This is a genomic window from uncultured Neglectibacter sp. (genome assembly GCA_937958185.1).
GTDB lineage: Bacteria > Bacillota > Clostridia > Oscillospirales > Acutalibacteraceae > Acutalibacter.
In genome coordinates this window covers 97,326-117,702 of record CALFFN010000019.1, presented here as the reverse complement: position 1 = coordinate 117,702, position 20,377 = coordinate 97,326, and the positions used below count along the sequence as shown (strand labels likewise).

The following is a 20,377-nucleotide window of genomic DNA, read 5'->3' as shown; positions in this document are numbered from 1 at the left end:
TCGGTGGTTATTTCTTTTGCTCCGCTTTTTTATCTCCCCCGGTAAAACCGGGGGATTTATTTCGCCTCATGGCGCCACTAAAAGGGAAGCTTCGCCAAATTGGCAAAGCTTCCCTTTTTTACGGTCGATCGCTGTTTCCTTTCCTGTTTGGGTATTTGATATTTTGCCTAGCTTTCCGCTAAGATCATCAGCATGGTGTCGTAGGATTGGGAGACGATTTTTTCAATTTCCTCGTCGTTTTCCGCTTCCAGACAGGCTTCGTACATGGTTTGCAGCTCCTGGTCTAATGCGCCGTAGAACCGCGCGTGGGTCACTTCACTCCGCAGGGCAGTGTATTCGGAGAATAATTCTTCGTTCGGTCCGGGAACAATGCTCATTCGTGAACTATACTCCATCTGAAAAGCCAAGGTATGATCTTTCAACAAGTCATTTCGAGATGGAATTCCGTAACTGCCGCGAAGAGCTAAGGTTTGAAATTTCATATCTGATTGTGCTTCCGGTGTAGAGCCTTGTCCGTTTTGAACATCTATACAAAATAAAGTGTCCAAGACCCGAAAGGCTTCCTCCGGGTGTTTCGTATTTCGGTTAATGCTGGCATAGGTGGTGATACCAGCCGTCACGCCACCTGCTGTATTATAAATTGGTTCTATTATCTGGCTGCATTTTTTTGTTTCCCAGCGGTAATCATAAATTCCCGGAGACCAAAACGATATATTGTAATAATCTATCGAGCGTTCTGAAAGAAAGCCGCCAAATTCTTCTGCTGGGAAGGGAGAAGCCGCCACTTTCTCTGCGTAATTGATATATTCATCATACTCAAGAAGTTTGGGCAGATTATCTGCTGCTGTTTCCATCATTGTCAAGAGATTAAAATCGCACAGCTTCACCGCTTCTTTTACTCTTTGTGTCAATTCTTCTTTTGTAACTGTCAGCCCCCAGCCGGAGGTATCAGACAACCTTGGAAAAATGTCACTGAACTGGTTCCATGCAGCCACACCATATGCCTTTTGTGCGGCACGATTGGAGCTATCAGCTGCCGCTTGCCAAGATGTCGGAAGTTCTCCCTGCGGCTGAACGATATCTTTCTGGTACACAGCAATCGGAAACGTAAAGGTAATAGGCAGAACCATTTGTCCCTCGTCGGTCTTTCCTGCTTCCAAAACTGCCGGAAGTATCATGTCCGGGTCAAAATATTTCGCTTTTTCAAAGAAGTTGTCCAAAGGAAAGAAAAAGTGGTTTTCCATGCATTTTTCCACATCGCTAAACAGCCTTTCCTGCTCAAACGGGTCTTTCCCATCTCCTGAATTAGGTCTATAAATTCCCCGTCCAGAACGCCAGCCGGAAAAATTGCAGGTCATAAGAAAAACATCGGGACCGCCCCCGGACATGATCTCTGTCCGTAACGCACGGAGTCTCACCGTTCGCTCCGCTTCTTCCGTTGGTAAAAGCTCTATTTCCAAAGTGTCAGGGTCTAGCTCTCCTTTGGATTTAAGCGCGCGGCGTAGATTTTCCGGCTCAGAAGAAACGAAATCGACATCACGAAGATCCACCAGTATTCTTAGCTTGTTGGATTCTTTTTCCCGACAGCCTGTAAAAGTAACAAATAGAAATATCGTCAAAATCATACGCATAAATATAGAAAAGTGCTGTTTCTTCTTTTTGGTCAATCAAAAACACCTCCTATAAAGCGGCACAGGTATGGTAAGCGCTTACCATACCTGTGCTTTGCGAATAAACTTAAAATATCATTAGGTGTGCCAGCCACATTCCGGGCAAGTATGAATTTTCGTCGCCGCATTATAATTGCAACGAATGGCACAATAAGGGCACATAACAGCCGGCGGTCTGCGCATGATGACACTTTCGGCGGCGCAATCGGCGCAGCCGTCATGGTCGTGGGTTTCTGCGGCGGCGGGCAGGGCAAAAATCGCCAGAGCCAGCGCCAGCACCAACAGCAGGGACAGGATTTTCTTTGCTTGCATGTACATCGTTCCTCTCTTTTTTATTTTTTGTAATGAAGGTCGGAACGAAGAAAGCAGCTTGTAATACTATAAACCGCGGTACTGTGCCATTTCTGGAAAATAGACACAGTGAAATATTTATTTTAGAAATTTCACGCAAACTTTCTTCTTGTAGCTATTTTACCAAACAATACAAAAGATGTCAACAAAAAACTGGAAATTTCTCGCAGTTTCGTTCGACACGATTCGACAAAGCTTCTCTTTTCAAAGTACAGCTAGAACAGCAGGTCATAGTTGACGGGGGTGTAAAACAGGCGGCGGATTTCGTCTCTGTCATTGGACTGCCCCAGCACCCACATCAGCTTTGTCACGGTGGATTCCAGCGTCATGTCGTAGGGCTCCAAGAGCTGGTAGCGCTCTTTCAAGCGGTGCCCCACCTGATACACGGACAGGTCGCTGCCCTCCTGAGGAACCTGCGTTGCCATGACCACGGTCTTGCCCGCCTGCACCAGAGCGTCCAGCTCATGGAGGTAAGGGTCGGGAATGCCGCCCACGCCGTAGCTTTCAATAATCAGCCCGTCGCACAGCCTGCCGGCGGCGGAAAACGCCCCCACCGGGAGACCGGGGATCAGCTTCAGCAGCACCACATTTGTATTCAGGGTATGGGTAAATTCCGGCTCTCCCTGCTCGGCGCAGGGAATGAACCGTACCACCCGCTGGTCGCGTATCTCCGCAAGGTCCGGGAAATTGATGCTGGAAAAGGCGTTGTAGCTTTTCGTCCGGGTTTTCCGCGCCCTTGTCCCGGCGATGACATGCCCGCCGAACACGATACACACCCCGCTGTCACCGTCGCAGGCATAACGCAGGCTGTCCAGCAGATTCTGCCGGGCGTCGGTGTCCTCCTGGTCGATGGGCTTCTGCGCCCCGGTAAGGACAATGGGCTTCCTTGTGTGACGAATGAGATAAGAAAGCGCCGCGGCTGTATATGCCAGCGTGTCCGTGCCGTGACAGATCACAAAGCCGTCGTACTTCTCATAGCGCTCTTCCATGCTCTTTGCCAGCAGTAGCCAGTGCTCCGGCAGAATGTTGGTGCTGTCCAGATTCAGGGGCTGCATGGTATCCACCTGGCAGAAAGAAGCCGCGTCCGGCACATGGCGCAAAAGCTCCTCCGGGGAAAGTCCTGGCACAAGCCCGTCTACAGTTTTTTGGGAAGCGATCGTCCCCCCGGTGGCGATCAGCAGGATTCGCTTCATTTCTTCAGCCGCTGCACCAGCAGCTCCACCACTTTTTCCTTTTCTTCCGCCGTATAGGTATTGGACACCATACCTGTAACAAAGCCGCGGAGCAGCTCTACAGGGTCCTTGCCCTCAAGGAAGAAGGCTGTGTCGCCGGACAGGTCCGTGCCCCAGCGCCTGAGCTGCGCTTCCACCGCGTTGGCAACACGCTCTGCGCTGTCTATGCCGTGGCAGTCCGCTTCCTCCGGCGGCATGGCGTTGATATTCTGAGACTTCCAGTAGGGTACCCAGGCATGGAGACGGGTCTTGAAGTCTTCAAAATCCTTCTCCCGGGTCCAGGCGTTTTCCGCCAGGGCTGCCATACGGGGGAAAATCATCTCTTCCAGACGCTCCGGCGTTTCCACATATTCCGTCCACAGCGGCGCTTCCAGACCCATCACCTGCGCGGCGGGAATCTCCTGCCCGGGCAGGATAGAAGGCTCATAACCATAGGTGGCGCGGAGGGTAACCAGCGCGTGGTCGTAATCAAAGTAGAAGGAATTGACGTTGGAGAAAATAAACTTCCTGCCCTTGGGCACTTCCCTGGCGGAAGCTTCCGCGCCCTGGGGCGTCCAATACTGGGCGATGGCGTCGGAGCGCATGGTGCCGGAATCCAGAATCTCGTTCCAGCCAATAATGGACTTTCCCTTTGTCGTCAAAAGGTCCGCCAGCCGGGCGGTGAACAGCGCCTGCAGCTCTTCCTCATTGTTCAGCCCGTGCTTCCTGATCTCCTCCTGGCAGCGGGGACATTTTTCCCACTCGCTCTTGGGGGCTTCGTCGCCGCCGATGTGGAAATAGGGCGCCGGGAACAGGGCGCATACCTCGTCCAGCAGCTCGAACAGGAACTCGTAGACCTTTTCATTGCCCGCGCAAAGAATGCGGGGGAAAATCCCGGCGGTGCAGACCACCTCTGCCGGCTCGCCGGAGCAGCTCAGCTCGGGATACGCGGCGACGATCGCCGTGGTGTGACCGGGAAGGTCTATCTCAGGAATGACCTGTATCTGGTGCTCCGCAGCATAGGCGACCACCTCGCGAATTTCGTCCTGCGTATAAAAGCCGCCGTACTTTTTGCCGTTTTCCATTCTCCAGGAGCTGATCTCGTTCAACCTGGGGAATTTTTTGCTTTCAATACGGAAGCCCTGATCCTCGCTCAAGTGCCAATGCAGGGTATTCAGCTTCAGCCGCGCCATCTGGTCGATGACCTTTTTCACTTCCTGCACAGGGAAGAAATGCCTGCCCACGTCCAGCATGAAGCCGCGGTAGCCGTACCTGGGCGCGTCCTCATAGGCGCCGCAGGGCAGGGAGCCTTTCTCCTCCTCCAACAGCTGGAACAGGGTCTGCAAGCCGTAAAAGGCGCCGTGGTCGTCGGAATGCACCAGGGTGATGGCGGCAGGTTCAATGGTGAGAGAATATCCTTCGGCGGGCAAAGCCTGATCCTGCACCAGCGACAGCAGCCCGTTGATGTCCTCCTTCAAAGGGAACAGCTGGGGGCTGGGGCAATAGCCGCGGTAGGTCAGGGGAAGGGGAACAGGGCAGCGTTCCCCGGTCTGCCGGACAGGTCCGTTGCATTTTGGAATGAGGTTCATCAAAAAAACTCCTTTTTCATCTACTGCGCGGCAAAACGCCGCCTTTTGCTTTGCGGGCAGTGCAGGCTGCCGCATATTCTGGTTCCAGTATAGCAAAATGCCCGGCAGATTGCAAGGGAAGCCGTCTGCCGGGCAAAAAATATTTGTTCAAATTTCCGATTTACGCATTCCTGCTCTGCCGGTACTCCTGATACGCCCCATAGCCGCCGTCAAAGCTTTCTATGGCGTGCTCCCGCAGCACGGCGAGCCGCGTGGCGATCTTCTCGATGAAATAGCGGTCGTGGGACACGAACAGCATGGTTCCCGAGTATTCCTGAAGGGCGTCCTCCAGAAGCTCCCTGGTCTCAATGTCGATGTGGTTGGTCGGCTCGTCCAGGATCAGGAAATTCACCGCGCGCTGCATCAAAATCGCCAGCTTCAGCAGCACCTTTTCCCCGCCGGAAAGCGCGGTCACGCGCTTGAACACGTTCTCCCCGGTGAAGAAATACTTTGCCAGCAGGTTCCGCGCCTGCCCCTCGCTGCCGGGGCATTCCCGGCGAAAGGCTTCCAGCACGCTGTCCGTCTCCACGGGGAAGCGTATCTCCTGCGGGATATATCCCAGCTGCACCCCGGGATTCAGAGTGATTTCCCCGGAATAGCGGGGATTTTCCCCCAACAGCGCCCGGAGCAGGGAGGTTTTCCCTGTGCCGTTGTCGCCCATGAGACAGACCTTATCCTTTTCCCTGATGAGCAGCTCTGCGTGTTCCAGCAGGATCACAGGCTCGCCGAAATCCAGAGAAAAATCTTCCAGCCGCAACACCTCCGCGCCGGTGCGGGCCCCGCTGAACTGAATGGGCACCTTGGGCTTTTCCAATTGGGGACGCTCCAAAAGCTCCATTTTTTCCAGCCGCTTTTCCAGTTCCTTCGCCTTGCGGTAAAAAGAGAGATTCTGCTTGTTCAGCGCCCCCCATTCCCGGAAGCGCTTGATGGCTGCTTTCATGGCGTCGATTTTCCTCTGCTGGTTCTTGTACTGTTCAAATTCCAGCAGCATCAACCGCTCCTGCTCTTTTACGCTGAAGGAGTAATTCCCGGCAAAGGACTGGCACTCGCCGCCCTCCAAAATGAAGGTGCGGGTGGCGACCTTGTCCAGGAACCAGCGGTCGTGGGACACCATCAGCACCGTGCCCCGGTACTTGCTGAGGAAGCCCTCGAACCATTCCAGCGTTTTCACGTCCAAGTGATTGGTGGGCTCGTCCAGCAGCAGGATATCCGGCTGGCGCAGCACCACTGCTGCCAGATTGACCACGGTTTTCTGCCCGCCGCTGAGGACGTTATATTCCCTGTCCAGCAGCTCTGCCAAATGAAAGCCCTGAATGACCCTGGAGGTGTGTTCCTCCATATCGTAGCCGCCCAGGGCTGTGTAGCGCTCCTGCGCTTTGGCGTACTGTTCCAGCAAAGCGTCGTAATCCTCTGCCGGAGTCGCCATCTGGCTTTCCAAACGGCGCAGCTCCTGTTCCTCTGCCAGAACGTCTGCGAAAGGCTCCAGCAGCACCTGTCCCACGGTTTTTCCCGGCTCCCGCAAATGAGGGATCTGTTCCAGCAGACCCAGGGTCGCCCCACGGCGAATGCTGATCTCCCCGGAATCGGGAAGCTCCTCTCCGGCGATAAGCTTCAAAATAGTGGACTTCCCCGTGCCATTTCTTCCCACCAGAGCGGCGCGCTCTCCGGTCATGATCTCCAGACAGGCGCCGTTCAGTATCTTCTTAAATCCAAAATTCTTTGTGATTTGGTTCATTCCTATTTCAATCATGGTCTTTGCTCCTTTGTTTGTGAAAAATATCCGTTTTCACAAACCCGACCACACGGAATAGGAAAAGGCGATCCGAAGAATCGCTCCGTACAATGGATCAGCCTGCTTATTCCGCATCCATCGGGCTTGTACGGAGCACAGTGAATCCAGTCCTGCAGCAGTAAATCCCATTTCTCTTCAGAACCATTTGTACCACCCCCTTTTAGTTGTTAGTTGTTAGTTTTTAGTTGTTAGCATTTTCAGAACATGCTGACGATTGCAAGCCCTCTTATTGCAGCGGGAAACATTTTTTCCGCCCATTCCACAGGTTTTTAGAACTCCTGCGCCCATAGAACAGTGTACCCTAGAGCCGCTGAAAAAGCAGGGTTTTGCGAAGCAAAAGAAAGGCTGCGCCTTTCTTCCTGGAAAAGGCTTCGGCTGCACCGCAGCCGATTTTCTAAACGAAAACCGCCTTTTCTGATTTTTTAATCTGCCGTGAAATATTTTTCCGCCCATTCAAGGAATGTTAGGACACCAACCTTTATAGAGCAGTGTACCCTTGAGCCGCTGAAAAAAGCGGTTTTGCAACGCAAAATCGGTCACGGTGTGACCGAAGCTTTTTTGTCCCTTGATGGCAGTGTACCCTAGAGACTATGAAAAAATATGGTTTTGCGAAGCAAAAGGCAAGTATCTCATACTTGCCACTGCTTTTTCCGCCCATTATCTGCCGAGCATTTCCTTCACCAGATTCTCACGGGTCAGCATGCGCAGATAGGGCATTCCATAGAAGGTTTCCGCTTCGCTGTAATCGTTAGAACCCATAACTTTCTGGAAATAATCCTTCACGTCATCATCGGTGGGTCTCACGTCCATGTCCTCGCTGAGCGCCTGCGCGATCAGGCTGGTCCTGGCGTTGCTGTCCAGTTGGCTCCTGTTCTGCTCTACCAGCGCCTCCATGCTTTCCGCGCCGAACTGCTGGCTGATGAAATCTTCCACCGTCATCTGGTACTGGGACGCAACGCTGGTGTAATACTGCTTCATGTATTCCTCATGGTAGCTCCGCAGGGCGTCGGGCACCTCTTTCACGGTGGATTTCTCCTGGATCTCCTGCCAAAGGTAATCTGCCACAGCGGCAGCGCGCAGGGATTCCTTCACCCCCGCTTTCGCTTCCGCCACATTACTCCAACCGTTGCTTTCTTTCCAGTTGGAGACCACAAACTCATCGGTCAGCTCCGGCAGGGTCTGGTCTTCAATATAATTGATGGTGGTGACGAATACGGCGTCTTTGCCGTTTAAGTCCTCCTTGCCGTAATCCTCCGGGAAGGTGACGTTCACATCGAAAGTCTCCCCGGGCATATGCCCGATGAGCTGATCCAGAAAATCGTCGATATAATTGGTCACGCCGATGGTGACGGTAGTGCCGTTTCCGCCGGTATTCCCGCCCTCGAACTCAACTCCGTCAACGCTCCCCACGTAGTCGATGTTCACCGTGTCGCCGTCCTCCACCGGGCGGTCCTTGACCTGCTCCGTGGTGGCGTAGCCGTCCCGCATGGAATCGAGCTCGTCCTCCACGTCGGCATCAGATACCGTGGAAACGTCCTCCGGCACGGTCATGGTCTTATAATCCGGCAGCGTCACATAATCCAGCGCCGTAACACCCTCAAAATAGCCGTCCTCCGTAAGACCGGCGCTGTAGTTATAGCTGCCGGTGCTCCCCGTATCTGCCTGAGAAGAAGGGGACGCGCTGCTCCCTCCCGAAGCCGCGCCGGAGGAGGCATTCTCCCCCTGCCTGCCGGAGCAGCCCGCAAAGGAGCCTGCCGCCAGCGCCAGCGCCAAAAGCAGCGCCCCCAGTTTTTTTCCATTTTGAATTTTCATGTTGTTCCTCCTTTGGAATCGGGCGGCGCCCGGTCCATTCTCTCAGCGACGCCGCACGATGCTTCAGGAAGTTCCCCGCAAATCGTAAGGCGTTCTCTTTCCTTAACATACACCTGCTTCGTGTTCTTTCTGTGAAGATTCCGTTACAATCCTGTATTCCAGCTGGCAGTCGCAGGGCTCTGCCGCCACGTGACGGTCATCTGCCTCCTCCGCTTCCACACAGCCCATGCGGTGATAGAACGCCTGGCTTTCCACCGAGGAATGAGCAGAAATGTAAAGTGCTTTTGCTTGATGGCGTTTTCCCGTCTCCACTGCCTTTTGGAACAGCAGCCTGCCAAATCCATGCCCGCGGCAGTCGGCAGAAACGTACAGTTGGGAAAGGTCCGCATATTGATGGCGGGAGCCCAGCAGCTTTCCTTCTACAGCGCAAAAGCCCTTGAGCTTTTCCTGCACAAACAGCCCCCAAACCGTGCCATTCCCGGAAAGGGTATCGCGCAGGCTTTGGCACAGCTCCCGATAATCGGTCTCGCTCCACTGTTCCAGAAAGGCGATCTCCTTTACCACCCATTTTCCCTGCTCCTTCCGCCAGCACTGCCTGACCTCCTGATAGCGGTCAAAATCGGAAAATAGCGGCAGTGTCAGTTCTCCCGCGGCAAGCCGGCGCAGAACAGGTTCATTTCTGTCCATAATAGGCGTTTGCCCCGTGCTTGCGGAGATAGTGCTTTTTGAGCAGCTCCTGCTGCATGGGGGGCAGATCAGGCTCCAGCTGCAGGGCGTGCCACGCCATGAAGCAAAGCTCCTCCAGCACCACGGCGTTGTGGACGGCGTTTTCCGCGTCCGTGCCCCATGCAAAGGGTCCGTGGCTGTGCACCAGCACCGCCGGGATATCCATGGGCGCTTTCCCACAGAAAGTCTCCACAATGACCTTGCCCGTTTCCAGCTCGTATTCCCCGGCGATCTCCTCCGGGGTCATTTTCCGGGTACAGGGAATTTCCCCATAAAAATAGTCCCCGTGGGTCGTGCCCAAAGGCGGCACCCCTCTCCCCGCCTGGCTGAAGGTGGTCGCCCATCTGCTGTGGGTGTGCACCACGCCGCCGATCTCCCCAAAGCTGCGGTACAACTCGCAATGGGTAGGCGTGTCGGAGGAGGGGTTCCATTTTCCTTCCACCTTTTTCCCGGTGTGGATATCTACCAGCACCATGTCCTCCGGGGTGAGCCTGTCATACTCCACTCCGCTGGGCTTAATTGCCATCAGTCCCCGTTCCCGGTCAACACCGCTGACATTTCCCCAGGTGAAAGTGACAAGGCGGTGCTCCGGCAGCAGCAAGTTCGCCCGCCAGACCTTTTCTTTCAATTCTTCCAGCATAGCGCGCTCCTTATTTTTGCAGCTTTTTCATGCGTTCCATGGCTTCTTTGGTCTTCTCCGCGTCGCCAAAAGCGGTCAGCCGGAACCAGCCCTCGCCGTTTTTGCCGAAGCCCTCGCCGGGGGTGCCCACGATCTCCGCCTTGTTCAAGAGGAAATCGAAATATTCCCAGCTGCCCATGCCCTCCGGGCACTTGAGCCAGAGATAGGGGGAATTTTTCCCGCCTGTAAACTTCACGTTCATCTCTTCCAGCGCTTCCGCCATGGTCCTGGCATTCTGCCGATAGTAGTTCAAGTTCTCCCTGATCTGCTTCTGCCCCTCGGGGGTAAAGACCGCTTCCGCCGCCCGCTGGGTGATGTAGCTGACGCCGTTGAACTTACAGCCCTGCCGCCGTTCCCACAGCTTGGAGACCTGCACGCCGTTGACCACCAATTCCTTGCGAATGACCGTATAGCCGCAGCGCATTCCCGTAAAGCCGGCTGTCTTGGACAGGGAGCAGAACTCGATGGCGCATTTCTCCGCGCCGGGGATCTCAAAAATGCTTCGGGGCAGGTCCTCGGAAATAAAGCTTTCGTAGGCGGCGTCGTAAAGCAAAATCGCGTTCTGCTTCAAAGCATAGTCCACCCATACTTTCAGCTGTTCCCGGTCATATGCCGCGCCGGTGGGGTTGTTGGGGGAGCAGAGATAGATCAGGTCCACCGGGTGGTCGTCCTTGGGCATGGGCAGGAAGCCGTTTTCCTCCGTACCGTCCAGATAAACGATTTTTCTCCCGGAAATAGTGTTGGTGTCCACGTACACGGGATATACCGGGTCGGGCACCAGCACGGTGTTGTCCTTATCAAATAAGTCCACAATATTGCCCACGTCGCTTTTGGCGCCGTCCCCTACGAACACCTCGGAAGCGTCCACGCTGACGCCGAAGCTGTGATAGTAGCCCGCAATGGCTTCCCGCAGGAAGGGATATCCGTTGCTGTCCGGGGAATAGCCCCGGAAGGTCTCCTTCTTTGCCATTTCGTCCGTTGCCCGGTGCATGGCTTCGATGACCGCCGGGGCAAGGGGCAGGGTCACGTCGCCAATGCCCATGCGAATGATCCTGTTATCCGGGTGCGTCTCCGTATAGGCCGCCACCTTCTTTGCAATGGTGACAAACAGGTAGCTTTGCCCCAGATTTTGAAAATTTCCGTTCAATTTCATCGGTACTCATCCTCTCTGTGATTTCCTGTCCCTTTTTGGGCAAGGGCATAGGCTCTTGCCTGAGCCAGGGTCTTTTCCATATAGTCGTGCTTGCCGTCGGTATAGACCGTCTGTATGTTATTGCACTCCTCTGCAAGCCGAAGCTTCAATGCTTCATACTCCTTCGCCCTCTCCGGGAAGGCGTTCATGTAGTCCCGAAAATCCACATAATTGTGCCACTGCAGGCTGTCATAAATCAAAATATGCACCTGATGGGTACGCACCATATCCTCTGTTTCCAGCACATAAAGCAGGTTGCTGGAAAATCGGTTGTGCCGCTCCTGAAATCCCGCGGCTTCCAGTGCTTCCAAGGGCAGACCCTCCATGCTGCGAACACCTACGGCGATGTCGATGATGGGCTTTGCCCGAATCCCCTGAATGGCGGTGCTGCCGATGTGCTGGATATCCACGGCGCTCCCGCCGAAAACAGCTTTCAACACACCGATTGCTTTTTCCGCCTGTGCCGCCCATTCCGCATCGTGGGGGCTCAGGCGCACCGTTCCTCGCTTCAGTCCTGTCATAAACGAATCTCCTTGAAAACGATTTGCTAAATCGGGTAAGTATAGCAGGAAGTTTTCGGGGTGTCAAGGAGTATTTTCATTTTTTCGATTCGTTTTCTTCCATGTATTCCACCGCCGCGCCGATCAGCCCGCGGAACAGCGGGTGGGAGCGGTTGGGGCGGGACTTGAACTCCGGGTGGAACTGCCCCGCCACAAAGAAGGGGTGCTCCGGCAGCTCCACCGTTTCCACGATATGCCCGTCCGGGGACGTGCCGGAAAGGACCATGCCAGCCGCCTCCACGGTTTCCCGGTAGTCGTTGTTAAATTCGTACCGATGGCGGTGCCGCTCGTGGATCAGCTCCTGCCCGTAGCATTCCGCCATCTTTGTGCCGGGCTTGATCTGGCAGGGGTAGCTGCCCAGCCGGAGGGTGCCGCCCTTGTTGATTTCCTTGTTCTGGTCGGGCATGAAGTCAATGACCTTGTGCAGCCCGTACTCGTCAAACTCGCCGGAGTTGGCGTCGGCAATGCCGCAGACGTTCCGGCAGAACTCGATGACGGCGATCTGCATGCCCAGGCAGATGCCAAGGAAGGGCAACCCGCTTTCTCTCGCGTATTTCGCCGCCAGCACCATGCCCTCAATGCCCCGGTGACCGAAACCGCCGGGGATCACCATGCCGTGGCAGTCCCGAAGGCGGGACGCCACGTTCTCCTCCGTCAGGGTCTCGGAATCCACCCAGTCTATTTCCACCTTGGCGCTGTGGTCATAGCCGGCGTGGCGCAGGGCTTCCATCACGGAAAGGTAAGCGTCGTGCAGCTTGACATACTTGCCCACCAGAGCGATCTTTACCGTCTTCTTCCGGCTGCGTATCTTTTCCACCATAGTCAGCCAGTCGCTCATATCCGGGGCGGGGGTGTCCAGCTTCAGCTCCCGGCAGACGATATCGGAGAAGTGATTTTTTTCCAGCATGATTGGTGCTTCATACAGCACGGGAATGGTCAGGTTTTCGATGACGCAGTCCGGCTGTACATTGCAGAACAGGGCGATCTTGTGAAAAATGCTGTCGTCTGTGATAGGCTCGTCGGTACGCAGCACGATGATATTGGGCTTGATCCCCATGGATTGCAGCTCCTTCACCGAATGCTGGGTGGGCTTGGACTTGTGCTCGCCGGAGCTTTTCAGGTAGGGCACCAGCGTCACATGGATAAACAGGGCGTTTTCGGGTCCCACCTCCTGCGCCACCTGGCGGATCGCTTCCAAAAAGGGCTGGCTCTCAATATCGCCCACCGTGCCGCCGATCTCCGTGATGACGATATCGGCGTTGGCTTTGCTGCCCACGCTGTAGATAAAATTCCGAATTTCCTCGGTCACATGGGGAATGACCTGCACCGTCTCCCCCAGGTATTCTCCCCGGCGCTCTTTGTTCAGCACGTTCCAGTAGACCTTGCCGGTGGTCAGGTTGGAGAATTTGTTCAGATCCTCGTCAATGAACCTTTCATAGTGCCCCAGGTCCAGATCCGTTTCCAGACCGTCCTCGGTGACGTACACCTCCCCATGCTGATAGGGGCTCATGGTGCCGGGGTCCACGTTGATGTAGGGGTCCAGCTTCTGTGCCGCCACCTTCAGCCCTCTTGCTTTCAAAAGCCGCCCCAGAGAAGCGGCGGTAATGCCCTTGCCCAGACCGGAGACAACGCCGCCGGTCACGAAAATATATTTTGTCATATGATTTTTCCCTCAAAAAATGTTATTCTGCTTCCCAATTGATTTCGCCGCGGAACACCTCCACCGCTTCCCCGGTCATCAGGACCCGGTCGTCGGTGTAGTTTATCACAAGGTCGCCGCCCCGGAGATGGACAAGAATGTCCGAGCCTTTCGGGCAGTAACCCCGCAGCACCGCAGCCACGGCTGCCGCGCAGGCGCCGGTGCCGCATGCCATGGTCTCGCCGCTGCCCCGCTCCCACACCCGCATTTTCAGGGTGTGGTCGTTTTTCACCTGAATAAATTCCGTATTCACCTGCTCAGGGAACAGGGGCGCCTGCTCAAACTTCGGACCAAGCCGCTCCAGCTCCAGAAGGTCCGGGTCATCTCCAAAAACGACGCAATGGGGGTTCCCCATGGAAACGCAGGTGATCTCCCAGTCTCTGCCGCCGATGGAAACGCTTTCGCCGATAACCGCCTTGCCCGGCAGCTTCACGGGGATCTCTTCGGGGCGCAAAATCGCTTTCCCCATATCCACCGTGACGGCAACAGCTTTTCCGTCCTCTTCCCGGATCGTGCAGGTTTTGATACCGCTTCTGGTTTCGATTTTCAGCTTCGGCTTACGGGCGATGTTGTGGTCGTAGGCAAATTTCGCCACACAGCGAATGCCGTTGCCGCACATTTTCCCCTCGCTGCCGTCCAGATTGAACATTCTCATCTGCACGTCGGCAACGTGGGAAGGGCAGATCAAGATCACGCCGTCGCCGCCCACGCCCTTATGGCGGTCGGAAAGGCGGACTGCCAGCTCTTCCGGGTTCTCGACAGGGTCTTCAAAGCAGTTGAAATAGATGTAGTCGTTGCCGCACCCATGCATTTTTGTAAAAGCGAGCTTTCTCCCGTTCATGATAGACGTCCCCTTTCCCCGGTTCCCCGGCAGATACTTTTTTCGAGCCTTCCTGCAAAATAGGATCTTATCGTTTTAGAATACTCCCATTTGGAGAGAAATTCAATGACAAAATAAAAAGAAAACCCTCAGCTGCGGGAACATTTTTCCGCGTCGACCGCCAGCACGAACATCAACACGTGCAGGGCGTTTCCAGGGTCCGTAATATCCAGCACATAGGTATCCGTCCAGTTCCAGACCTCTTTTGTGATCACCGCCACGGTCTCCCCCATGGCGCCTGCCACGGTGTAGTCCCATTCCAGCCAGTTGCCCTGGACCTGCCAGCCATTGCAGTCGATATGGTAGCGCGGCTGAAAAAAGCTGAACTCCTTGCTGATACAGCCGATGTACTGCCCCTGCTGGTACAGCTCGAACTTGGGCATCCATGTCAGCACCTTTTCCTTCACCATTCCCAGCTCGTTCCCATAGGCGTCGAAGATTTTCAGGCAATGCCCCCAGGACAGCTGCCCTTTTACCGTGTAGACCACGTTTCCCGCCTCGTCATAGATATCGTAGCTGTCGAACCAGGAAAAAAATCTTTGCTTAAACAGAAGCTTCATCGTAAATTTCCTTTCACGCTTTTCTCATTTTTCTTCCGCGGCGGATACTGCCGAAGCGTCCTGCTCCTGGCTCATATAGGCAGGCTTTTCCACGCTCGCCTCGTCCACCGTCAGGAAAAGCCGTTCCGCATTTTCCCAAAAAGCGTCCAGCCCGCTTTCCGGCAGCCGGACCATAAGCTGGAACCCGTCCGTCTCCCAGCGCACCCAGATTTCATCGGGGCGCATATCGGGAGGAAAGGTTGCCTCCGGCTGCCCCTGCTGAGCGGGCAGGACATACACCTTCCTCACTTTCCGCACTTCAAAGCCGGGGTGCTCCTCCGGCTGGGTCCAGTCCTCGATCGCCCGGTATTCCAGGTTGCCGTCATGCTCCGGCGCCGGGATATCCACGCCGGGGAACATGGCGATGGAAACATAAAAATGCTCGCGCCGTTCGCCCTCGCTCTCGCGGTCAAAATCAAAGCTTGCCACAAAATCCCGGCAGCCCGCGGAGACGTACCCCTCGATCCCCCAGATTTCCCGCACCGCGTCTTCATTCAGCCAAAGGAAGCTTTCCGGCGGCTTCCGGGTGGAAGCATGGCAGATTCCCTGCAGCAGCGCCTCCTGCCCGGAATAATAGGGGCTGGATTCCAGCAGGTCAAAATCGCCGCCGTCTTCGGCGACCGCTTCCGGCAGCGGCGTGGGCTCCGGGTCGCTTTCCACTTCGTGAGAAGCAGAAGATTGGGAGCTTTCCGGCACGGGCAGGGACGGCGCCTCAGAACCGGCATAGCTTCCTGCGGAAGCCTGCCCCGGCGCGCCGGGCTTGGAAAAATCATCGGGACCGCACCCGGCGGCTCCCAGCAGCACAGCGGCGGCAAGCAGGACAAAAACAGTCTTTTTCATGGAAAATACCTTCCTTCCGGGTTTTTCCATTATACAACAGAGCACTCCATTCCACTCACCAAAATCAGAAATTTTCTGCCCAAACGCCCTTTTTCTAAAGACTGACAACGCACGGCGAACGACGAATGGCTGTTAAATTTCCACAACGCCGTCGTAAACCTTTTCCGCCTTGCCGGTCATCAGGACCCGCTCGTCGGTGTAGTTTACCTTCAGCTCGCCGCCCTTTAAGATCACCCGGATGTCCTTGCCCTTTTCGCAGGAGCCGTTTAAGGTGGCAGCTACCACCGCCGCGCAGGTGCCAGCGCCGCCGGCCATGGTCTCGCCCACGCCCTGCTTCCAAATTCTGGTTTTCAGGGTGTGGCTGTCGATGACTTCCACAAAGCCCACGTTCACCTTTTTCGGGAACATGGGGTCGTTCTCAAAGGCGGGACCGATCTTCTCCAGGTCCAGCTTGTCCACCGAAGGCACGAACACCGTGCAGTTGGGACTGCCTAGGGAGCAGCAGGTGATACGGTAGACCTCGCCGCCGATGGAAACAGGCTTTGCCACCACCCTTTCCCCTTCCAGCTGGACGGGAATCTTCTCGGGGGAAAGCTCCACCGTGCCCATGTTCACAGTGACCTTGGACACCAGTCCATTTTTTGTCACGGCAGTGCAGGGGATCACCCCGCGCCGGGTATCAATGTGCAGCAGATACCGACCTTCGCCCACCTTTTTGCCCCGGGCGATGCCATTGTCGAACACATACTTCGCCACGCAGCGGATCCCGTTGCCGCTCATGGCGTCCTCGCTGCCGTCCAGGTTGAACATGCGCATTTCCGCGTCCGCCCGCTCCGAGGGCAGAATGAGGATCACAGCGTCGCCGCCTACGCCGTTGTGCCGGTCGGAAAGATAGATGGACAAAAATTCCGGCGAGACCACCCGGTTCTGGGGGTCAAAGCAGTTGATGTAGATATAGTCGTTGGAGCAGGCGGTCATCTTGGTAAAGTGGATTTTCTGCTTCTGTTCTTTCAGGTTATTGATATCGATGATCTCCGTGTTTTCCGGGGTGTAGCGGCTCATCAGGGAATCCGCCAGGGCGTTTGCGGTGTCCAGCGCCGTCAGGCAGGGTATGCCCAGAAGGCTTGCTTTCCGGCGGATCTTCACGCTGTCCCGGGCAGGGTTCCTGCCCTTTGCGGAGGTGGAAATGACGTAGTTCACTTTTTTGCTTTCCAGCAGGGTGATGGTGTTCACGGAGCTTTCGTGTATCTTATCCACGATCTTCACCGACAGCCCCACCTTGGCAAGCACCATGGCGGTGCCGGTGGTGGCGTACAGCGCGAAGCCCATTTTGGCAAACTTCTTGGCGATCTCCCCGATCTCCGGCTTGTCCTGGTCCCGCACGGTGATGAAAACACCGCCGCCGCGCTTCATATTGTGCCCGGAGGCGATCAGACCCTTGTACAGCGCTTCTTCCAGATTGTTGCCGATACCCAGCACCTCGCCGGTGGATTTCATTTCAGGTCCCAAATGGGTGTCCACATCAGTCAGCTTTTCAAAGGAGAAGACCGGCACCTTTACCGCCACATAGGGCGAGGGCTTGTACAGCCCTGTGCCGTAGCCCATGTCTACAAGCTTTTCGCCCAGGCTCGCCCGGGTGGCAAGGTCGCACATGGGAACGCCTGTCACCTTGCTGATATAGGGCACAGTGCGGGAAGCGCGGGGGTTCACCTCGATGACATAGATTTCCCCGTCCATGATGATGTACTGGAGGTTGATCAGCCCGATCCCGTGAAGCTCCCTGCACAGCGTTTCCGTGGTGGCGACGATCTTCGCGCTCATGTCGTCGTCGATATCGGAGGCGGGGTACACGGCAATGCTGTCGCCGGAGTGAATGCCCGTGCGCTCCACGTGCTCCATAATGCCGGGGATCAGAATGTTTTCCCCATCGCAGATGGCGTCCACCTCGATCTCCATGCCGGAGAGGTACTTGTCGATGAGCACAGGGTTATCCTGCTTGTGGGACAGAATGATCGCCATATATTCTTCGATGTCCTCGTCGCAGTAGGCGATGATCATATTCTGCCCGCCCAGCACGTAGGAGGGGCGCATCAGCACGGGATAGCCCAGCTTGCCCGCCGCCTCCAGCGCTTCCGCCGCCGTCATGATGGTGTAGCCCCTGGGGCGCTTGATGCCGGAGCGCTCCAGCAGCTCGTCGAACCGCTCCCGGTCCTCCGCCATGTCGATGGTGTCGGCGGAGGAGCCCAGAATGGGGATATTGTTTTCCGCCAGCGTTTTGGTGAGCCTGATGGCGGTCTGCCCGCCAAAGGCTACCACCACGCCAATGGGCTTTTCTATTTTGATGATGTCCAGCACGTCCTCCGGGGACAGCGGCTCAAAATACAGCCTGTCTCCGGTATCGAAATCGGTGGACACGGTTTCCGGGTTGTTGTTGACGATGACCACCTCATAGCCCATTCTGCGCAGGGACATGACGCAGTGGACGCTGGCATAGTCAAATTCGATGCCCTGACCAATGCGGATCGGACCTGACCCCAGCACCATGACGGTGGGTTTATTCCGGTCGCCGCCGATAAACTCCGCCGCTTCGTCTTCGCCGCCGGATTCCACGGTGTCGTAGGTAGCGTAAAAATAGGGCGTGTGGGCGGCAAATTCCCCGGCGCAGGTATCCACCATTTTGAAGGTGGGCTTGCGTTCAAAGGTCACGTCGCAGTGGGAAAGCCGGGCAATGGTGGAATCGGGATAGCCCAGCTGCTTTCCCTTGATGTACAGCTCTTCCGTCAGCTTCCCAGCCGCCAGCTCCTTTTCGTAATCCAGCAGGTTCCTGAGCTTCCACAGGAACCAGCAGTCGATCATGGTCTTCTCGTGCATTTCCTGAACGGGCACGCCCCGCTTCAAAAGGGCGTACACGGCGAAAATGCGCTCGTCGGTGGCATGGGTGGCAATGTGCCACAGCACGTCGTCCGTTTCGGTCTTGAACTTGGGCAGGTTCAAAGTGTCCAGCTGACCGTAGCCGTGCCCGGCGGAAAGCTCCGCGCCACGCACCGCTTTCATCAGCGCCATTTCAAAGGTGTCCGCAATGCTCATGACCTCGCCGGTGGCTTTCATCTGGGTGCCCAGCTCCCGCTTGGCATAGACAAATTTGTCAAAGGGCCATTTGGGGAACTTCACCGCCACATAGTCCAGCGCCGGCTCAAACGCGGCATAGGTCTTGCCCGTCACGGCGTTTTTGATCTCGTCCAGCGTATAGCCAATGGCGATCTTCGTCGCCACCTTGGCAATGGGATAGCCGGTGGCTTTGGACGCCAGCGCGGAGGAGCGGGACACCCGGGGGTTCACCTCGATCACCGCGTATTCAAAGGACGTGGGGTGCAGGGCAAACTGGCAGTTGCAGCCACCCTCCACGCCCAGCTCGTCGATGATGCGCAGCGCCGCCGAGCGGAGCATTTGGTATTCCTTGTCGGAAAGGGTGACCGTCGGGGCGATGACGATGGAATCCCCGGTGTGCACACCTACAGGGTCCAGGTTTTCCATGGAGCAGACCGTGATGGTATTTCCCTTGTGGTCGCGCATGACCTCGAACTCGATTTCCTTCCAGCCGGCAATGCTTTTTTCCACCAGTATCTGGGTAATGGGAGAAAGCGCCAAGCCGTTGGCGGCGGTTTCCCGCAGCTCGTTCAAATCGTTCACAATGCCGCCGCCGGAGCCGCCCAGCGTAAAGGCAGGGCGAATGATGACGGGGTAGCCGATCTCACCGGCGAACGCCGCCGCGTCCTCCACGGTGGTGACCACCTTGGAGGGAATGCAGGGCTGACCGATCTTTTCCATGGTATCCTTGAAGATCTGGCGGTCCTCCGCCTTGTCGATAGTCTCGGGAGAAGCGCCCAGCAGCCGCACGCCGTGGCTTTCCAGAAAGCCCTCCTTGGCAAGCTGCATGGAAAGGGTCAGGCCGGTCTGCCCGCCGAAGCCGGAAAGAATGCTGTCCGGTTTTTCCTTTTCAATGATCCGCTTGACGGTGGTCAAGGTCAGCGGTTCAATATAGATTTTATCCGCCATGGCCTTATCCGTCATGATGGTAGCGGGGTTGGAGTTGACCAGCACGATCTCGATCCCATCGTCCCGCAATGCCCGGCAGGCCTGGGTGCCTGCATAGTCGAATTCGGCAGCCTGGCCGATGACGATCGGGCCGGAGCCGATCACCAGTACCTTCTTGATGTCCTTATTCAGCGGCATAACGATCCCCTTTCCTCATAAACCGTAAAGTGATTTCACACCCTGTACAGAGTGCCTCCGTTTTTGCTTTCGTAGGGCGCAGCCTCCAGGCCGCCGCCGTTTTCTCTCGCTTTTAGAGCGCTTTCGATCAGGCTTTTGGTCAGGCCGGGCACGTCTTCCCGGGAGAGGGCTTCCGTGCAGTCCAGCCAGAGGGCCTCCGAATTTTCATCGTTGTCGGAGCGGGCTTCCCCGGAAAGATAGTCCGCCAGAAAAGCGACGTACCAATCCTTTTGATTGAATCGAATCCCCAACACCGGACCGGCGCTGATCTCCACCCCGGTTTCCTCCAGCAGCTCCCGCCTTACGGCGTCCTCCGGGTTTTCTCCCCGGTTTACATAACCTCCGGGGACGATCAGCATTCCCTTGCCCGCGCCATAGCTGTGGCGCACCAGCAAAACCTTTCCGTCCCGGACCACAACGCCGGCCACTGACCGGCTCCAGTCCGTGTTTCCATGCTCCATGCGCT

General features: G+C 56.0%; 17 protein-coding genes. 1 reads left to right on the top strand and 16 read right to left on the bottom strand.

Annotated features, from left to right (window positions below; genetic code table 11):
- A partial coding sequence (locus AB8996_RS05475) for a hypothetical protein (protein WP_369297968.1) occupies positions 1 to 182 on the top strand: 182 nt, incomplete at its 5' end.
- Here AB8996_RS05475 and AB8996_RS05470 read toward each other — a convergent pair.
- From AB8996_RS05470 to AB8996_RS05395, 16 genes are all read right to left on the bottom strand, one after another.
- Positions 168 to 1,667 (bottom strand): hypothetical protein, encoded by a 1,500-nt coding sequence (locus AB8996_RS05470; protein WP_369297967.1) that lies wholly within the window; start codon positions 1,665 to 1,667, stop codon positions 168 to 170. The genes AB8996_RS05475 and AB8996_RS05470 overlap by 15 nt on opposite strands.
- A gap of 81 nt (positions 1,668 to 1,748) precedes the next feature.
- Complete coding sequence (locus AB8996_RS05465) at positions 1,749 to 1,982, bottom strand: hypothetical protein (protein ID WP_369297966.1); 234 nt, start codon at positions 1,980 to 1,982, stop codon at positions 1,749 to 1,751.
- A 254-nt stretch (positions 1,983 to 2,236) separates the two neighbouring features.
- A complete protein-coding gene (locus AB8996_RS05460; protein WP_369297965.1) occupies positions 2,237 to 3,214 on the bottom strand; it encodes an asparaginase in 978 nt (325 codons plus the stop codon).
- A complete protein-coding gene (locus tag AB8996_RS05455) occupies positions 3,211 to 4,821 on the bottom strand; it encodes a beta-N-acetylhexosaminidase (RefSeq protein WP_369297964.1) in 1,611 nt (536 codons plus the stop codon). The genes AB8996_RS05460 and AB8996_RS05455 overlap by 4 nt, the downstream gene beginning before the upstream one ends.
- Positions 4,822 to 4,981: 160 nt before the next feature.
- Positions 4,982 to 6,610, bottom strand: coding sequence for a ribosomal protection-like ABC-F family protein (abc-f, locus tag AB8996_RS05450; RefSeq protein WP_369297963.1), 1,629 nt, complete (start codon positions 6,608 to 6,610; stop codon positions 4,982 to 4,984).
- Positions 6,611 to 7,309: 699 nt separating this feature from the next.
- Complete coding sequence (gene tig, locus AB8996_RS05445) at positions 7,310 to 8,464, bottom strand: trigger factor (RefSeq protein WP_369297962.1); 1,155 nt, start codon at positions 8,462 to 8,464, stop codon at positions 7,310 to 7,312.
- A 102-nt stretch (positions 8,465 to 8,566) separates the two neighbouring features.
- A complete protein-coding gene (locus AB8996_RS05440) occupies positions 8,567 to 9,151 on the bottom strand; it encodes a GNAT family N-acetyltransferase (RefSeq protein ID WP_369297961.1) in 585 nt (194 codons plus the stop codon).
- Positions 9,138 to 9,830 (bottom strand): L-ribulose-5-phosphate 4-epimerase, encoded by a 693-nt coding sequence (gene araD / locus AB8996_RS05435; RefSeq protein ID WP_369297960.1) that lies wholly within the window; start codon positions 9,828 to 9,830, stop codon positions 9,138 to 9,140. Before araD ends, AB8996_RS05440 begins: the two co-directional genes overlap by 14 nt.
- A gap of 10 nt (positions 9,831 to 9,840) precedes the next feature.
- Complete coding sequence (locus tag AB8996_RS05430) at positions 9,841 to 11,022, bottom strand: LL-diaminopimelate aminotransferase (RefSeq protein WP_369297959.1); 1,182 nt, start codon at positions 11,020 to 11,022, stop codon at positions 9,841 to 9,843.
- On the bottom strand, positions 11,019 to 11,582 hold the full coding sequence (locus AB8996_RS05425; RefSeq protein ID WP_369297958.1) for a GrpB family protein: 564 nt from the start codon (positions 11,580 to 11,582) through the stop codon (positions 11,019 to 11,021). Before AB8996_RS05425 ends, AB8996_RS05430 begins: the two co-directional genes overlap by 4 nt.
- 76 nt (positions 11,583 to 11,658) lie before the next feature.
- Entirely contained in the window at positions 11,659 to 13,281 is a 1,623-nt protein-coding gene (locus AB8996_RS05420; RefSeq protein WP_369297957.1) for a CTP synthase, read from the bottom strand.
- Between the two features lie 22 nt (positions 13,282 to 13,303).
- On the bottom strand, positions 13,304 to 14,161 hold the full coding sequence (dapF, locus tag AB8996_RS05415) for a diaminopimelate epimerase (protein WP_369297956.1): 858 nt from the start codon (positions 14,159 to 14,161) through the stop codon (positions 13,304 to 13,306).
- 128 nt (positions 14,162 to 14,289) lie between these two features.
- A complete protein-coding gene (locus AB8996_RS05410) occupies positions 14,290 to 14,760 on the bottom strand; it encodes an LURP-one-related/scramblase family protein (RefSeq protein ID WP_369297955.1) in 471 nt (156 codons plus the stop codon).
- A 24-nt stretch (positions 14,761 to 14,784) separates the two neighbouring features.
- The gene (locus AB8996_RS05405; RefSeq protein WP_369297954.1) at positions 14,785 to 15,639 is read right to left on the bottom strand and encodes a hypothetical protein; all 855 of its coding nucleotides are present in this window, start codon (positions 15,637 to 15,639) and stop codon (positions 14,785 to 14,787) included.
- A 132-nt stretch (positions 15,640 to 15,771) separates the two neighbouring features.
- Positions 15,772 to 19,872 carry a carbamoyl-phosphate synthase large subunit gene (gene carB, locus AB8996_RS05400; RefSeq protein WP_369297953.1) on the bottom strand — a complete coding sequence of 1,367 codons (4,101 nt, stop codon included), beginning with the start codon at positions 19,870 to 19,872 and terminating at the stop codon, positions 15,772 to 15,774.
- 35 nt (positions 19,873 to 19,907) lie between these two features.
- Positions 19,908 to 20,372, bottom strand: coding sequence for an NUDIX domain-containing protein (locus AB8996_RS05395; RefSeq protein WP_369297952.1), 465 nt, complete (start codon positions 20,370 to 20,372; stop codon positions 19,908 to 19,910).
- Positions 20,373 to 20,377 lie beyond the last annotated feature (5 nt).

Excerpts from the sequence above, each read along its gene's own strand:
- carB (WP_369297953.1), bottom strand. The coding sequence starts at position 19,872 with ATGCCGCTGAATAAGGACATCAAGAAGGTACTGGTGATCGGCTCCGGC.
- AB8996_RS05430 (WP_369297959.1), bottom strand. The coding sequence starts at position 11,022 with ATGAAATTGAACGGAAATTTTCAAAATCTGGGGCAAAGCTACCTGTTT.
- AB8996_RS05395 (WP_369297952.1), bottom strand. The coding sequence starts at position 20,372 with ATGGAGCATGGAAACACGGACTGGAGCCGGTCAGTGGCCGGCGTTGTG.
- araD (WP_369297960.1), bottom strand. The coding sequence starts at position 9,830 with ATGCTGGAAGAATTGAAAGAAAAGGTCTGGCGGGCGAACTTGCTGCTG.
- dapF (WP_369297956.1), bottom strand. The coding sequence starts at position 14,161 with ATGAACGGGAGAAAGCTCGCTTTTACAAAAATGCATGGGTGCGGCAAC.
- AB8996_RS05405 (WP_369297954.1), bottom strand. The coding sequence starts at position 15,639 with ATGAAAAAGACTGTTTTTGTCCTGCTTGCCGCCGCTGTGCTGCTGGGA.
- abc-f (WP_369297963.1), bottom strand. The coding sequence starts at position 6,610 with ATGATTGAAATAGGAATGAACCAAATCACAAAGAATTTTGGATTTAAG.
- AB8996_RS05410 (WP_369297955.1), bottom strand. The coding sequence starts at position 14,760 with ATGAAGCTTCTGTTTAAGCAAAGATTTTTTTCCTGGTTCGACAGCTAC.
- AB8996_RS05425 (WP_369297958.1), bottom strand. The coding sequence starts at position 11,582 with ATGACAGGACTGAAGCGAGGAACGGTGCGCCTGAGCCCCCACGATGCG.
- AB8996_RS05460 (WP_369297965.1), bottom strand. The coding sequence starts at position 3,214 with ATGAAGCGAATCCTGCTGATCGCCACCGGGGGGACGATCGCTTCCCAA.
- AB8996_RS05465 (WP_369297966.1), bottom strand. The coding sequence starts at position 1,982 with ATGCAAGCAAAGAAAATCCTGTCCCTGCTGTTGGTGCTGGCGCTGGCT.
- tig (WP_369297962.1), bottom strand. The coding sequence starts at position 8,464 with ATGAAAATTCAAAATGGAAAAAAACTGGGGGCGCTGCTTTTGGCGCTG.
- AB8996_RS05420 (WP_369297957.1), bottom strand. The coding sequence starts at position 13,281 with ATGACAAAATATATTTTCGTGACCGGCGGCGTTGTCTCCGGTCTGGGC.
- AB8996_RS05455 (WP_369297964.1), bottom strand. The coding sequence starts at position 4,821 with ATGAACCTCATTCCAAAATGCAACGGACCTGTCCGGCAGACCGGGGAA.
- AB8996_RS05440 (WP_369297961.1), bottom strand. The coding sequence starts at position 9,151 with ATGGACAGAAATGAACCTGTTCTGCGCCGGCTTGCCGCGGGAGAACTG.